This is a genomic window from Taylorella asinigenitalis ATCC 700933, assembly GCF_000687755.1.
GTDB classification, from domain to species: Bacteria; Pseudomonadota; Gammaproteobacteria; order Burkholderiales; family Burkholderiaceae_B; genus Taylorella; species Taylorella asinigenitalis.
Map to the genome: position 1 here is coordinate 86,959 of NZ_JHXN01000001.1, position 14,569 is coordinate 101,527.

13 protein-coding genes are annotated in these 14,569 nt (G+C 37.4%); 4 read left to right on the plus strand and 9 right to left on the minus strand.

The window, feature by feature from the left end; genetic code table 11:
- Window position 1: 1 nt before the first annotated feature.
- Genes mnhG through T432_RS0100460 form a run of 6 tightly spaced genes read right to left on the minus strand, consistent with a single transcriptional unit; the run spans window position 2 to window position 5,947 of the window.
- Window positions 2–322 carry a monovalent cation/H(+) antiporter subunit G gene (mnhG, locus tag T432_RS0100435; RefSeq protein WP_014111524.1) on the minus strand — a complete coding sequence of 107 codons (321 nt, stop codon included), beginning with the start codon at window positions 320–322 and terminating at the stop codon, window positions 2–4.
- Window positions 319–603, minus strand: a complete 285-nt coding sequence (locus tag T432_RS0100440; protein WP_014111523.1) for a K+/H+ antiporter subunit F — start codon at window positions 601–603, stop codon at window positions 319–321. Before T432_RS0100440 ends, mnhG begins: the two co-directional genes overlap by 4 nt.
- The gene (locus T432_RS0100445) at window positions 600–1,085 is read right to left on the minus strand and encodes a Na+/H+ antiporter subunit E (RefSeq protein WP_028883716.1); all 486 of its coding nucleotides are present in this window, start codon (window positions 1,083–1,085) and stop codon (window positions 600–602) included. The genes T432_RS0100440 and T432_RS0100445 overlap by 4 nt, the downstream gene beginning before the upstream one ends.
- Window positions 1,085–2,749 (minus strand): monovalent cation/H+ antiporter subunit D, encoded by a 1,665-nt coding sequence (locus tag T432_RS0100450; protein ID WP_014111521.1) that lies wholly within the window; start codon window positions 2,747–2,749, stop codon window positions 1,085–1,087. The genes T432_RS0100445 and T432_RS0100450 overlap by 1 nt, the downstream gene beginning before the upstream one ends.
- A gap of 3 nt (window positions 2,750–2,752) precedes the next feature.
- Complete coding sequence (locus T432_RS0100455; protein WP_014111520.1) at window positions 2,753–3,085, minus strand: Na+/H+ antiporter subunit C; 333 nt, start codon at window positions 3,083–3,085, stop codon at window positions 2,753–2,755.
- 9 nt (window positions 3,086–3,094) lie between these two features.
- Window positions 3,095–5,947, minus strand: a complete 2,853-nt coding sequence (locus T432_RS0100460) for a monovalent cation/H+ antiporter subunit A (protein WP_028883717.1) — start codon at window positions 5,945–5,947, stop codon at window positions 3,095–3,097.
- A 47-nt stretch (window positions 5,948–5,994) separates the two neighbouring features.
- On the opposite strand from T432_RS0100460, the gene T432_RS0100465 reads away from it, so the two are divergent.
- The 4 genes from T432_RS0100465 to T432_RS0100480 are packed head-to-tail and all read left to right on the plus strand — an operon-like array spanning window position 5,995 to window position 8,435.
- Window positions 5,995–6,786 carry a class I SAM-dependent methyltransferase gene (locus T432_RS0100465; RefSeq protein WP_248646246.1) on the plus strand — a complete coding sequence of 264 codons (792 nt, stop codon included), beginning with the start codon at window positions 5,995–5,997 and terminating at the stop codon, window positions 6,784–6,786.
- A 6-nt stretch (window positions 6,787–6,792) separates the two neighbouring features.
- Window positions 6,793–7,527: a pyridoxine 5'-phosphate synthase gene (gene pdxJ / locus T432_RS0100470; protein ID WP_028883719.1), complete on the plus strand. Its 735-nt coding sequence runs from the start codon at window positions 6,793–6,795 to the stop codon at window positions 7,525–7,527.
- 1 nt (window position 7,528) lies between these two features.
- On the plus strand, window positions 7,529–8,131 hold the full coding sequence (locus T432_RS0100475) for a nitroreductase family protein (RefSeq protein ID WP_081799286.1): 603 nt from the start codon (window positions 7,529–7,531) through the stop codon (window positions 8,129–8,131).
- Window position 8,132: 1 nt separating this feature from the next.
- Window positions 8,133–8,435, plus strand: coding sequence for a hypothetical protein (locus tag T432_RS0100480; protein WP_044970976.1), 303 nt, complete (start codon window positions 8,133–8,135; stop codon window positions 8,433–8,435).
- 158 nt (window positions 8,436–8,593) lie between these two features.
- Here T432_RS0100480 and T432_RS0100485 read toward each other — a convergent pair whose 3' ends face one another.
- The 3 genes from T432_RS0100485 to T432_RS0100495 form a co-directional block, all read right to left on the minus strand.
- Window positions 8,594–10,042, minus strand: a complete 1,449-nt coding sequence (locus T432_RS0100485) for an NAD-dependent succinate-semialdehyde dehydrogenase (RefSeq protein ID WP_028883722.1) — start codon at window positions 10,040–10,042, stop codon at window positions 8,594–8,596.
- 64 nt (window positions 10,043–10,106) lie between these two features.
- The gene (locus T432_RS0100490) at window positions 10,107–11,498 is read right to left on the minus strand and encodes an efflux transporter outer membrane subunit (RefSeq protein ID WP_081799287.1); all 1,392 of its coding nucleotides are present in this window, start codon (window positions 11,496–11,498) and stop codon (window positions 10,107–10,109) included.
- Window positions 11,482–14,568 carry an efflux RND transporter permease subunit gene (locus T432_RS0100495; RefSeq protein ID WP_028883724.1) on the minus strand — a complete coding sequence of 1,029 codons (3,087 nt, stop codon included), beginning with the start codon at window positions 14,566–14,568 and terminating at the stop codon, window positions 11,482–11,484. Before T432_RS0100495 ends, T432_RS0100490 begins: the two co-directional genes overlap by 17 nt.
- Window position 14,569: the final 1 nt, after the last annotated feature.

The following is a 14,569-nucleotide window of genomic DNA, read 5'->3' on the forward strand; positions in this document are numbered from 1 at the left end:
ATTATTCGTGATTCCCCAATCTCTCCATTCTAAGAGTGTATGACCTGAGCATAAGTGATGTAGAGATAGGGGAAGTGAGGAACAAAACAAGCACTAAAATAATTTCGTGAAAAAATACTCTATCGTGTAAATAATATGATAGAGTCATAGAAGATATCATCACAAGCAATGTACCTAAGGTGCTTCCTAAGGCAGTAGCATGAACCCGGCTTGAAAAACTTCTAAATCGAACCAATCCAATCGATCCTATCATCGTAATAGTACTTCCGAAAACAAGAAAAATTGCTATTAAAACAGCAACCCAAACAGGTATGTCATTCATGGTTCAATTACCTCACCTCTGAGCAAGAATTTAGCTAGAGCTACGGTTCCAACGAATCCTAGTAATGCCATAAGAAATGCCACCTCATAATACCAAGATGATTTAAATAACATGCCTAAAATCACAATAATAAGCATGCAATTAATATATATTGCATCAAGAGCCCAAGCTCTATCCTCTGGACTAGGGCCTTTGAATACTCTTATTGAACTGGCAATGCACCCGAAAGTTAAACATATTAATGAATAGATAATTGCATAATAAATAATTGTCCAACTCATTCGAAAATCTCCATTAATGGCTTTTCGTACCTTGTCTTTATAGTCTCATACCAAATATGTTCATCGTGTAAATCGAGAACATGCAATCTGAGAATAAAATCTTTTTCAGATAAGCCTGCCCAAACAGTTCCAGGCGTGTAGGTAATAATGCAAGATAAAAAGGCTATGGCGTGAGGGTCTCTTATAGTTAGAGGAATATAGACATAACCAGGATTTACCTCTTTACTTTTAAATAATATTTGCTTAATTAAGATTAAGTTTGAGAAAGTCATATCGTAAAGCACGATAAAACTAAGCTTAATAATCTTAAATATGTTTTTAGGATATGCTAGATGAGGTCGCATTCTTAAGGACAGCATAACAATAATCATGCTGACCAGGCCTCCTAATAGCACTTGAGATAAGTCGGCCGACTTGGCTAGCAATACCCATACTATCGTAAGAAAAATAGTAAGCGGTACCCAAAAAAACAATCTACTCATCAGTGCTCACCTTCGTAACTATAAAAACCAGCAGTTTGCTTAACAGATCGCTTCGAAAAGACGGCCTCAACATACTCTGCTGGATTATCCAAGGATTTTGCGGTGGCATTCATATACACCATAACATCATTTACAAATATAGTAATGTATAAACATAATCCAATTAATAACGCTATTGGCAATGCTTCCCTAATGCTCAATTTTGGTAGATTTAGACTACTATTTGCCCAAAAAACTCGTATACCAGTTCGGCTCATCACAATTACTGTCACGATTCCTGAGAAAATCATAAATCCAACTAAGAACCATGCATATATTGAAGCAGATCCAGATTCTGAACTAGTCAGAGAAACGGCTTGAGATAGTAGGGCAAATTTCGCTATAAACCCTGAAAATGGCGGTAATCCAGCAATTACAAGAGTGCATAGAACAAAAGCTGAGCCTAAAAATGCTAAAGCTGCAGGTATGGATACACCCACAACTTCACCTGAGTAATCCGATTGTTTTTCCTTATCATCCAAACCGAATGCTTCTAATGTGGTTGCAAGTATGTTTTTAGGGGTATTTTCTGTGCGAGCAATAATCTCAACTAGTAAAAATGCAATAGCAACAGCAATTACAGAACTAACTAGGTAATACAATGACGGGCCAGTTAATGCAACTCCTGGCATACCTAGTGCTGTTAATAAAGTGCCCGAAGAGATAATTACGCAAAAGGCCACCATTCTTGAGAATTTTTTCTCAGATAGAAGCCCTAAAGAGCCGTAAATCAATGTTCCAAGACCTATGAAATATAGCCATTGACCACCAAATGCACCAGGAGCTCCTGTTGGTAATAATAAGGATCCAACTCTTAATAGGGAGTAAATACCTACTTTAGTCATTATCGAAAAGAAAGCGGCTACAGGTGCAACAGCAGACGAATAGGCATTTGTGAGCCAGAAGGATAAAGGCCATGCAGCTGCTTTAATCAGGAACGCGGTCGCCAGAATCGCACATGCAACTTCAAAAAGAGAGCGATAGTCTGAGGACATATTGCCAGCCTTAAGAGCTATATCAGCTATATTTAGTGAGCCAGTCACAGAATATATCATCGAAATACCGATAAGTAATAGGAAAGATCCTATTAAATTTATAACTATATATTGAAAACCAGATGTGACGCGAGCTTGATTAGGGCCATGCAACAAAAGGCCATAAGAAGCGGATAAGAAAATCTCAAAGAAAACAAATAAATTAAATAAATCGCCAGTTAAAAATGCCCCATTAACCCCCATTAATATAAAAGAAAAGAGGGGGTAAAAATGTACTCCAGCTCTGTCCCATAGCGATGTTGCATATATCATGCACATAAGGCCAAGAAAACTAGTTAGAGTAACCATTAAGGCGGATAATCGGTCAACGACAAGCAAGATCCCGTGAGGAGACTCCCAATTTCCTAATAAATATACGTAAATATTATTAGGGGCTAGATCAGGATACTTGCCACTAACAAGCTGCATTAAAACAATAGAAACCCATAGCAATGCAATATTGGAGATAATGGCAATGATTTTATTTAAAGGCCTCCTCTTTTCCTTCAGATATAGCATTAAAGCCCCAGAGAACATGGGGATCAAAATGCATAAAAGCGGTAGATGAGGGAAAAGAAGAGAATCTCTCATGTTTTATTCACCTTGACCATCTACATGGTCAGAACCAGTTAAACCTCTTTGAGCAAGAATCATAACTAGAATTAAAGCTGTTAGGGCAAATCCGATAACAATAGCCGTTAAAACTAATGATTGTGGAACAGGATCGGCATAAACCAAAGAGTCTCCAGTTTTTTGTAAAAGCGGTGCCTTTCCAATAACAAGACGCCCAGTTCCAAAAATAAATAAATTTACGGCATAAGATAACAAACTAATTCCGATAAGTATTTGAAATGTTCTTTGTCTAAGAAGGAGCCAAACACCTGAGCCAGCTAATATCCCGACGGCGATTGAATAAATAAGTTCCATATATACTCCCTAAGATTTACTAGACCTGAGCGATTGGTGAGCAAGCGCTACAAGCATATATGTGGTAGCACCAATCACTAGCATAAACACACCCAAATCAAATAAAAGAACACTCGAAATATGAATCTCACCTATTAGGGGGAGATAAAAATGATATGCCATTGCTGATAAGAATGGTAAGCCATGAAACATAGGATAAATACCAGCAATTGCGGCACACAACAAACCTGCCGATAGCAAATTATGTGGTCGGATTCGTGAGAGTTCTTCAACCCAACGAATTCCACTTATCATATATTGAATAATTACGCCAATTGCAAAAATAACGCCTGCAATAAACCCGCCACCAGGCAAATTATGACCTCTGAAGAAGAAAAAGTAGGCAATGACACTGATAAGTGGCATGATTAGCCTTGCTAGTACTGTAGGTGCAAGCATTGTGCCATTTGGAAGATATCTATCTTCTGAAATGGGTACGATATCAGGTGAGAGTTGTTTATGCGTTACTTTGGACTCTTGAAGGGTCTCTTTAGGGGGCCTAAATCTACGCAATAATGCATATACTGTTAAAGCCACAATCCCTAAAACTGTAATTTCACCGTAAGTATCGAAGGCCCTAAAATCCACCAATATTACGTTGACCACATTTGTTCCGCCACCTAATGAAAGAGCATTATCTAAAAAGAATTTTCCAACTGATGGAACTGTCTCACGCGTTGTTATTTGATATGTTAAGAATGCTAACCCTAAGCCAACAGTGGTTGCTAGGGCACCGTCTCTTATATATCTTAAATGTTTAGCTGTATAGGCTTCAATTTTTTCTTTTCTGGAAATTCGAGGAAGCCACCTTAGTCCTAAAAGAAGTAAAACTACATTTATAACTTCGATTACCAATTGAGTCAAAGCTAGGTCTGGTGCAGAAAGCCATACAAAAGTCGCACAAGTAATCACACCAGCCACACCAGCTAATACGATTGCCCTAAATCGATTATATTTCGCTTGATAAGCAGCCCCAACTGCACAGGCACATCCTGCAATCCACATTAATGCAAATGGTAAATCAAAATTTAGGGCAGGTAGCCTATACCAATTTTCAAATTGAAGTAGTGGCAATGCTGCTACTACTACAGATACAAAAATGATTGCAAAAATTTGAGATTGCAATCGATTCGAGGAAATATATCCCATAATGGTGTAGGCGATATTATCGATTTTATCTAATATCCAATCAAAAATATCTCGGCCTTCTATTTTTCTTAAACCAATTGGATTGTTAAGCGATACTCTGTTATATGGTCTAACTATTAGATAAACAATAAATCCAAATAGTAAAGCCAAAATACTCATTACTAAAGGAATATTAAATCCATGGAAAACATGAAGACTAAAATCAAAATTGTCATACGGCAGTAAAGTCCGCATAGCAACTTTTAAGATAGGCTCAACAATATATCCTGGAAAAATACCAATAACAATACACATAAAAACTAAAAACGCACTAGGCAATAGCATGAATTTATGCGGGTCATGTGGCATTCTTGGTAAAGCTTTGGGTTCAGGCCCAAAGAAAACTTTAACTATAAATCTATATGAATAAGCGACACTAAAGATACTTGCAACTAAAGCTAATATTGGAAGAATGTATGATTTTGCATCATTTGAGGTCAGTGTTTCTGAGAAGAACATCTCCTTAGAAATAAATCCATTAAGCAATGGGACCCCAGCCATAGCTGCAGCCGCTACGACAGCAAGAGTTGTAGTCAAAGGCATATATCTACGTAAACCGCTTAATATAGACATATCACGGGTACCAGTCTCATGGTCAACAATACCCGTCGCCATAAATAGTGAGGCCTTAAAGGTAGCATGGTTTATCATATGGAAAATCGCTGCCACTAAAGCCAGTTTGCTATTTAGTCCCAGCAATAAAGTTATTAGTCCTAAATGGCTAATGGTGGAATAAGCCAATACAGATTTCATATCCCTTTGAAAGGTGGCAATGTATGCGGCTAGCGTCAAAGAGATTAATCCAGAAAGACCTACAGTCCAGAACCATAAATCAGTTCCAGCCATGACAGGCCAAAATCTAGCTAATAATATAACTCCAGCTTTAACGAGTGTCGCTGAATGCAGGTAAGCTGAAACAGGGGTAGGAGCAGCCATTGCATTTGGAAGCCAAAAGTGAAATGGAAATTGTGCACTTTTAGTTAATGCACCAATAACTAGCAAAATTAATATAACTGGATAAAAGGGATGATTAGCTATGAGTTCAGTAGAATCTAAAACAGCTTGATACTCGTAGGATCCGACAACATTTCCAATTATAAGCATGGCAGCAAGTAAACTAAATCCGCCCAAAGCTGTTACTGTAAGTGCTATACGTGCACCCCGCTGTGCATCTGATCTATGATGCCAGTAACCGATTAACATAAACGAGCTTAAGGAAGTCATCTCCCAAAAGATTACTAACTGAATTAAATGCCCTGAAATCACGACTCCAATCATAGAAGCCATGAAAATCAGAAAGAATGAAAAGAATCTAGGAACTGGATCGGCGGGATCCATGTAATAGCGGGCATAGATAACAACCAGAAAGCCCATAATAGATACTAAAAGAGAGAAAACCCAAGAGAACCCGTCTAGTTGAAAAATGAAATTTAAGCCTAGGAAAGGAAGCCAATCAATTTTTTCAATGATTACTTCGCCTTCAAAAATAGTAGGGGCGTAATAAATTAGGTTTGCAACACAATAAAATGCCACTATACCTGATAACCAGGCTTCTCTGTTGCGTGCGTTAGATGGCAACATCATTGCTATTAAACTAGCTATTAGAGGAACAATTATCAGGCTCGATAAAGACATAACGGGAATAAGTAGATTTTTTATAATTGTATTTTATAAGAATGGAGATGAAATTGAGCAAAAAGAAAGAGAAAATTTTAGAACCGCATCCGGTTTACGATGAGCCTAGTATCTCCATTGAAAATGGTATGAAATTCCTTCATTTTGGAAGCAGGTATATTCAAGGTGCAATGCAGCTTTCGCATCCAAATCATTTGTATTTTAAATATACAAGGCAAATGATAGCTTGGATGATTTTTTTGCCTACTTCGTATGTAAACACTGTAAATTTGCTTGGATTAGGGGCTGGAACACTTCTTAAATCTTGCTTTAGATATTGCCACAGGAAAACGAATTTCAATTGCATAGAATGGAATCCTCAAGTTACACAATGTGCTATCTCAGAATTTAAGCTACCAAATTCTGATCGCATTACAGTTATACATGCAGATGCAAGAGAGTGGATTAAGGCTGACCATCACAAATGTGAAGTTCTACTCGTTGATTTGTACAATTATGAAGGAGAGGGGCCTGTAGCAGGTGATAAACGGTTTTATAGACATTGCTATAAAAATTTAAATGATATTGGGATTATGGCCGTCAATCTCTTTGGATATCATAAAACTTATAAGAAAAATGTAAAAAGAATTAAAGATATATTTGATTTTGTTATTGAATTTAAAGAAACAGAAGACGGTAATAGGATTGTTCTTGGTTTCAAAGGGCCTAAACTATCTATTACATTCGATGAAATTATGCAAAGGGCTAAAGTTATTCAAAATAACACGGAATTGGAAGCTGTAGAAATGGTGAAAGAAATCAGAAAATCCAATAAATCTTTTTTTATCGATGGGGCGTGATTTTAAATGATTAAATTAGGCGTAAATATTGACCACATTGCTACATTAAGACAGCAAAGAGGCACTAAATATCCAGACCCGATAAAGGCAGCTCTCCTAGCTGAATCAGCTGGTGCAGATTTTATTACTCTACATTTAAGAGAAGATAGAAGGCATATTCAGGACAAAGATGTGTTTGAGATGAGAGATAGGCTTTTGACCCATATGAATCTTGAATGTGCTATTACAGATGAGATGATAGGCATTGCCACAAGAGTAAAACCTAAAGATGTTTGCCTTGTTCCTGAAAAGAGGGAAGAATTGACTACTGAAGGTGGTTTGGATGTAGTTTCGCAATTTAATTTAGTGAAATCGGCCGTTGAAAAATTGACTGAAGAGGGGATTTCAGTTTCATTATTTATAGATCCTGAAGCTGAACAAATTAAAGCCGCTAGTGAAGCTGGGGCTGGGATAATTGAGCTACATACAGGGGCTTACGCTCAATATGCAGACTCAAATATATCGGACAAAGCGACAGAGGAAATAAATAGATTAGAATCTGCAATATCGATTGCTATAAATTTAGGACTGCAAGTAAATGCAGGACATGGATTAAACTACGAAAATGTTCAAGAAATAATTAAGATACCAGGCATATCTGAGTTAAATATTGGTCATGCCATCATTGCTCAATCGGTATTTGACGGGTTGTATAAGGCGGTAAGTGATATGGTAGCTTTGATTAGAGTAAATGGGGGATAGGGTGAAAGATACTCAAAAATACGATTTAATTGAATCAATTATCAATCGTTCATCAACTAAGGCAATTTCATATCCAAGTCCTAGCGAAGAGGATTTAGAATTGGCATTTAAAGCGGCTATGTCTGCTCCAGACCATGGGAAACTTAGACCTTGGAGATATCGAATAATTAAAGGGTCAGAGAATATTCATAAATTTACAGAATATGCTATTGACCTTAGGCAAAATTCTGATAATCCATTACCTGAAGAAAAGGTCTTGAATCTTAGAGCTATGTACGAAAAAGTTCCTATGATTATATTAGTGGCTTGCCATATGGATTATCAAAACACACGAATACCTGAGGAAGAGAGAGTCATTGCCACCGCATGCTCTGCAATGAATTTAATCAATTCGCTTGAAAGTATGGGCTATGGTTTATTTTGGTCTACTGGAGTTGCAACCTATTTGGATGAATTTCAAGCCGCTATAGGATTCAATTCTTTGGATTATCGATATATGGGTATGATACTTGTGGGCACTCCAACTGCTCCAAAGGCTTTAAAAGAACGACCAGACATTAATGCTCATGTCGATATTTGGGACGGTAATTTTGAAATAATTTAATATGAAAGCGATTAAATTTGTTGTCATTATATTTGTCATTTTGGCTATATTGCTTGGAATTAGAGCTTATAAACACCATAAAAAAATTCGTAAAACTGAAGTAGCAGTGCTTGCACTTAGGAAGGTTAACTACGAAGAATTGTATAAAACCAATCCACTTAAAATATATGAAGATTTAGATAAACATTGGAATGCTACTGTAGGTGCGTATCTTAAAGACGAATTATGGCATGATGAAGAAGTTTATGATGCAGGTCATTTTTTAAAATTGGATGGTGGACTTTTCTTGACTCTGATAAAGTAGGAGAAATATATACGAAAATAGCGGATTCATTTCCACTAAAACCGCAATTAGTTAAAATATACGTGGGCCCTAATACTTCAAGAGAACGAAATCCTATTATTAAAGACCCAGATTCATTCTTTAATAGCTATAAGCATTTTCTTACAAAATTGGCTGGTTTATATTCCAGAGACTAATATAAATTTAATCTCAACATAGTCCTCTATGCCATATTTAGAACCCTCACGGCCCAATCCCGAGTGCTTAACACCACCAAAAGGGGCGGTTTCGTTTGAGAAATTGCCCGCATTTATACCTACCATTCCATATTCCAATTTTTCTGAAGTGCGTACAATGCGCCCTAAATCGTTGGTATAGACGTAAGAGGCGAGACCATACGGAGTATTGTTTGCCATGGCAATGACTTCGTCTTCATCATCAAATGGGATAATAGCAGCTAAAGGGCCGAAATTCTCCTCCTTGACGACAAGCATATCCTCAGTGACATTTGTAAGAATTGTTGGTTCGAAATACAAGCCTCCTAGTTCTGACACCTTTCCGCCAATTTCAATATGTGCACCCTTTGAAACCGCATCTTCCATATTTTTTTGAATCTTTACTAATGCAGCTTGATCTATAAGCGGACCAGTTGTTGTAGATGCATCAAGCCCAGAGCCAAGCTTCAAGCCCTTAACACGTTTTTTAAATCCACTTAAGAATTCCTCATAAATCTCATCTTGTACAAAAATCCTATCCGCACATGCACAAGTTTGCCCAGCATTTCTAAATTTGCTTACAACAATGCCATCTAGAGCCTTTTCTAGATTCGCATCATCATAAATAATAAAAGGAGCATTTCCGCCTAATTCAAGCGAGACCCGTTTTACAGTGCTCGCACATTGTGCCATTAGTTTCTTACCTATTTCGGTTGATCCAGTAAAACTAAAATGCTTTATGCGATCGTCCTCAGTTAGTATGTTGGCAATGTCATGGCTTTTCGACGTAATTACATTAAAAACGCCTTCAGGAAAACCTGCTTTATATGCCAATTCCGCCAAAGCCAAAGCTGAAAGAGGGGTTTTAGAGGAGGGGCGTAAAATAAAAGCACATCCCGCAGCCAGAGCTGGAGCCGCTTTTCGTAAAATCATGGATGAAGGAAAGTTCCATGGTGTCACAGCCGCACATAATCCAATAGGCTCTTTAGTCACAATCACACGACGATCATCTGTGGGTCCGGGTATCGTATCCCCATAGATTCTTTTAGCTTCTTCAGCAAACCACTCAATATAAGCCGCCCCCGATAGAATTTCACGCTTAGCCTCAGCCAATGGTTTCCCTTGCTCTATTGTCAAAATTCGTGCTAGATCATCAATATGTTCTAATACAAGTTCGTACCATTTGCGCAATAACTTAGATCTATCTTTTGCTATTGATTTTTTCCATGTCTTTTGTGCTTTATGAGCAAATTCAATCGCATAATGAGCTTGCTCAGTAGAACAATCCGCCACGTTGGCAATGCATTTGCTGTCAGCAGGATTAATTACTTCAAAAGTATCAATCCCATTTATCCATTTGCCGTTTATATAAGATTCTGTACGAAAGAGGTCTTTGTAATTTAGCTTATCCATGTATCAGTTTTGATATCTATAATTAACTTTACATAATATACATTATGCGAATAATGTATACGAATTATTTTATATTTCCACCTAAAGCCTTAACTAATTCTATTTGATTCTGTACGAGCTTTAACTTTAAATTTAGATTTTGTATCTCAGAGTTTATATTGCTATTTTGAACTTGTATAACATTTAAATAACTAACCAAACCAGCTTTATATTGATTATTTGTAATCTCTAAAGATTTTCTAGATGAACTCAAGGCTTTAGATTGAATATTCAATTCTCGTGAAGTCATCTCAATTTTTGATAATGCATCCTCGACTTCACGAATCCCTTTAATTACAGTGTCTTTATATGCAGCCACATTTGATCTATATTCGGCTTTGGCTGAATTTAAAGCGGCTTGTTTTGCACCACCATCAAATATGGATAAGACTATAGCTGGTCCTAAGGACCACACTGAAATTGGAGAGCTTAAAAGCTCTGTTAAGTTAATTCCTTGATTTGAAGCACTTGCACTAAGGGTTAAGTTAGGAAACCAAGCCGATCTAGCGGTTCCAATCTTATAATTTGCCTCTTGAACTTTTTTTTCTGCGATTTGAATATCTGGTCTTAAGGCCAATAAAACACTTGGATATGCTACTGGAATTGAAATAGGCTTAAATTTATAGTTTGTAGGCATCAAATTAAATTCAGCAGGAGTTAAACCTATTAATGTAGAAATCGCATTTTCAAGCAAAATTCGACTCGATTGCGTAGAAATTAAGTTTGCCTTTGCATTAAAAAGCTGCATTTCACTAGAAATAACGTCAGCTTTTGCTATAACTCCTTGATTATATTGATTAATATTTATCTGATGAGATCTTTCAAGATAAGAAATTATCTGTTTGAGAGCATCAATCTTTAAATCTGTAACTCGAAGCATAAAATAAGTGTCAACCAATTGAGCTTGTAGACTTAATTTGGTTTGCTCAAGCATTAATGCTTGCATTTCACTGCCTAATCTTGCGATATTTTCACGATCACTAAATTTACCCCACAAATCAATTTCCCATTTAAGATTAGCTCCATAGCTTACTCTCTCACTTACATTGCGATTAGAGCCGCCAGAGCGATTTGCAGATGCGTCTGCACCTATGTTGGGATAGTATGATGATTGAGCAGATTGGATTTGTGATAGCGATGCTTGATATTTTGCGTATGATTGTTCAAGTGTGTAGTTTCTTTCGTTTAATTTTTTGATAAGCGAATCCAAAACTGGGTCATCAAATATGGACCACCAATTTTCTTTTGATTTGATCTTAGGAATTTGATCATATGAAACCCAAGCACTAGTATTAATCTTAGTCGCTTTATATTTCTCAGACACATATATATCAGGCACCTTATATTCTGGTGCCATACTACAGGCAGATAGCAAAACGACCGAAACAAAACCTGTTAATTTATGCCTTAGAAGCATTCTTTTTCCTATTGAATAATTTATCAAGATATATAAATATAACTGGAGTAGTATAAAGCGTTAGTATCTGGCTCATTATTAGCCCACCTACAATTGTAATTCCTAGTGGCTGACGCATCTCAACCCCTGCACCTGTAGCTAGTATAAGTGGCAATGCTCCAAAAATCGCCGCAAATGTAGTCATCAAAATCGGACGAAATCGAACTATACACGCTTCGTAAATCGCATCTACTGCCCCTAACCCCTCACCTCTTTGCTTTTGAAGGGCAAAGTCAATCATAATTATGGCATTCTTCTTCACTATACCTATCAGTAAAAATACCCCTATTAATGCGATTATTGAAAATTGCATTTCTGCTAGATGAAGAGCAAGGAAAGCCCCAACACCTGCTGATGGCAATGTTGATAGTATTGTTATCGGATGCACATAGCTCTCATATAAAATTCCTAAAACGATATAAAGCATAATTATCGTAAGCATGAGTACAAGCGGTTGCTGGCCAGAAACCTTGCTATATTTATCGGCTGTGCCAGCGAATTTAGCTTCTATCTCACGTGCAGGTAGTTTAAGAGATTGGATAGTATCTTCAATAGCCTTAGTTGCTTCATCTAATGTGACACCATCTGCTAAATCAAAAGTAATTGATTGAGAAAGCATCCCATCGGTTTGTCGAATTCTTGTAGATGTATTTCTAGTTTCTAATTTTGTAAAAGCACTTAAAGGAACTAAATCTCCGCTTTTCGTAATAAGCGATAAATCCTGCAACACACTTGTATCCTCAGCAAATTCTTTGGCCGCTGAAAGAATAACCTTATACTGATTTAAATCGCTATGAATAGTACTTACAGGGCGAGAACCATATAAATTATTAATTGTGCTAGTGAGTAATCGCATATCAACACCAAGCTGTTTAGCTTTTTCCCTATCTATCACTACTTCAACTTCTAAAGCCCTATTTTCCCTACCATCTGATACATTTTTCAGCTGAGGCATTTTCTTAAATGCTTCTCTAACACGATCAGACCACTTCTCGAGCAGTTTTAAATCAGAGCCTCTTAAAGAATATTCATACACGGCTTCTTGAGACTGCGAGCCCCCTCCTACACCTATATCTTGCTGTGGAACGAGAAACATTCGGGCCCCTGATACGCCCACTAACTTTTTGCTTAATCTTCCTGCCACCTCTTTTGCATTAAGAGTACGCTCATTAAATGGTTTAAGCTGTATGGAGAGAAAGCTGCTAGAAGCACCGCCTCGACCACCAGCATAGCCACTTACACTTTCAACATTTGGGTCATCCAAAATAATATCACGATACTTTTGAAGCTTAGGAATCATGGACTGAAAAGAAGTACCCTTGTCGACCCTAAAAAAACCCATTATTACGCCAGTATCTTGTTCTGGGAATAGGCTTTTAGGCAGAGATGCAAATAAAAATACATTTAAAACAATGACCCCTATCAAAATTAATAAAGTCACAAAACGCATCTTTAAAGCAATCTTAAGAGTCCACTTATAAATTGATAAAGCGAATGCGAGAATATTGCCACATAAACGGAAAACTAAATTTTGCTTACGATCGTTATCATTTTTTCCCTGAAGAATATGGGCACAAAGCATAGGCGTAAGTGTCAATGAAACCAAAAGCGAAATCAAAATAGCAGATGAAAGACTAAAAGAAAATTCAAAAAATAGACGAGCAAGCAATTCATCTAATATTAACAACGGCATGAAAACCAAGATCAATGTAATGCTCATTGTTACTACAGTAGGAGCAACTTCTCGTGCTCCAAACCTAGCCGCTTCCTTAGGCGGCAAGCCTTTCTCGATATATCTAGCTATATTTTCCGTAACTACAATGGAGTCGTCCACAACAAAGCCTGTAGCAACAATAAGTCCCATCAATGAGATAATATTTAAAGAGAATCCCATAAAGTACATAAACACAGATGTACCAAATAATGAGATAGGGACGGCCAGTGCAGGTATGAATGTCGCGCGCCAATCTCGCAAAAACAATAGTACGATAAGAACGACTAGAAACACTGAAATCATTAGCGTTAGCTCAGTTTCATGCAAAGTGGCACGTATACTTGGGCTTCGATCTTGGGATATATTTAGATCCACCGAATCAGGTAATGACACAGCCAAATCATCGATTTGCTCTCTAATAGAATCTACTGTTTCAATAACATTCGCATTTTCTTGCTTGCGAATAATTAATGTCACGGCCTCCTTTTTATTGTAAAAACCGTGATTGTATTCATTTTCCACAGAATCAAAAACATGGGCCACATCTTTAAGACGTACAGCATTATTCCCATTCCATTTGACGATAATGTTCTGAAAATCTGAGGCTTTTTTATAGGTCCCTGAAGTATTTATAAGCCATTGATTATTGTTGTTAGCAATATATCCGCGAGGATATATCATGTTTGAAGTCGATACTGCAGTTTGAATCTCATTAAGACTGATTCCGTAGGAGCTAAGTTGCTTAGGATTCACCTCAATACGCACTGCGGGCATAGACCCCCCTCCTACATCAACTTCGCCTACACCTGCGACTTGAGAGAGCCTAGGGGCTAGGACATTAGAGGCAACCTCGTATAATCCGCTTAAATCCATCGTATCCGAGCTTAAAGCTAACACCATTATTGGAATCGATGATGGGTTTAGCTTCCTATAGATTGGAGGGGTACGCATATTTGATGGCAATTGTGGACTAGCTTTATTAATGGCTGCTTGTACCTCACGTGCCGCATCGTCTACATTTTTAGATAGCTTAAAAATAACAAAGACAGTTGTTCTACCAGAAGAACTACTGGATGTAATTTGATCCACGCCGGAAATAGAACTAAGGGCTCTTTGCAGAGGCATTGCCACACTAGAGGACATAGTTTCTGGGCTCGCACCAGGCAAACTTGCAGATACAAAAATAGCTGGAATAGCCATATTAGGAAGCGGTGCTACGGGCAAGCGAAAATAAGTTACGACTCCAGCCACGGCCAGAGCCAATGCCAATAGTAATGTGGCAATAGGCCTGCTTATAAATGGACTCGATATACTCATC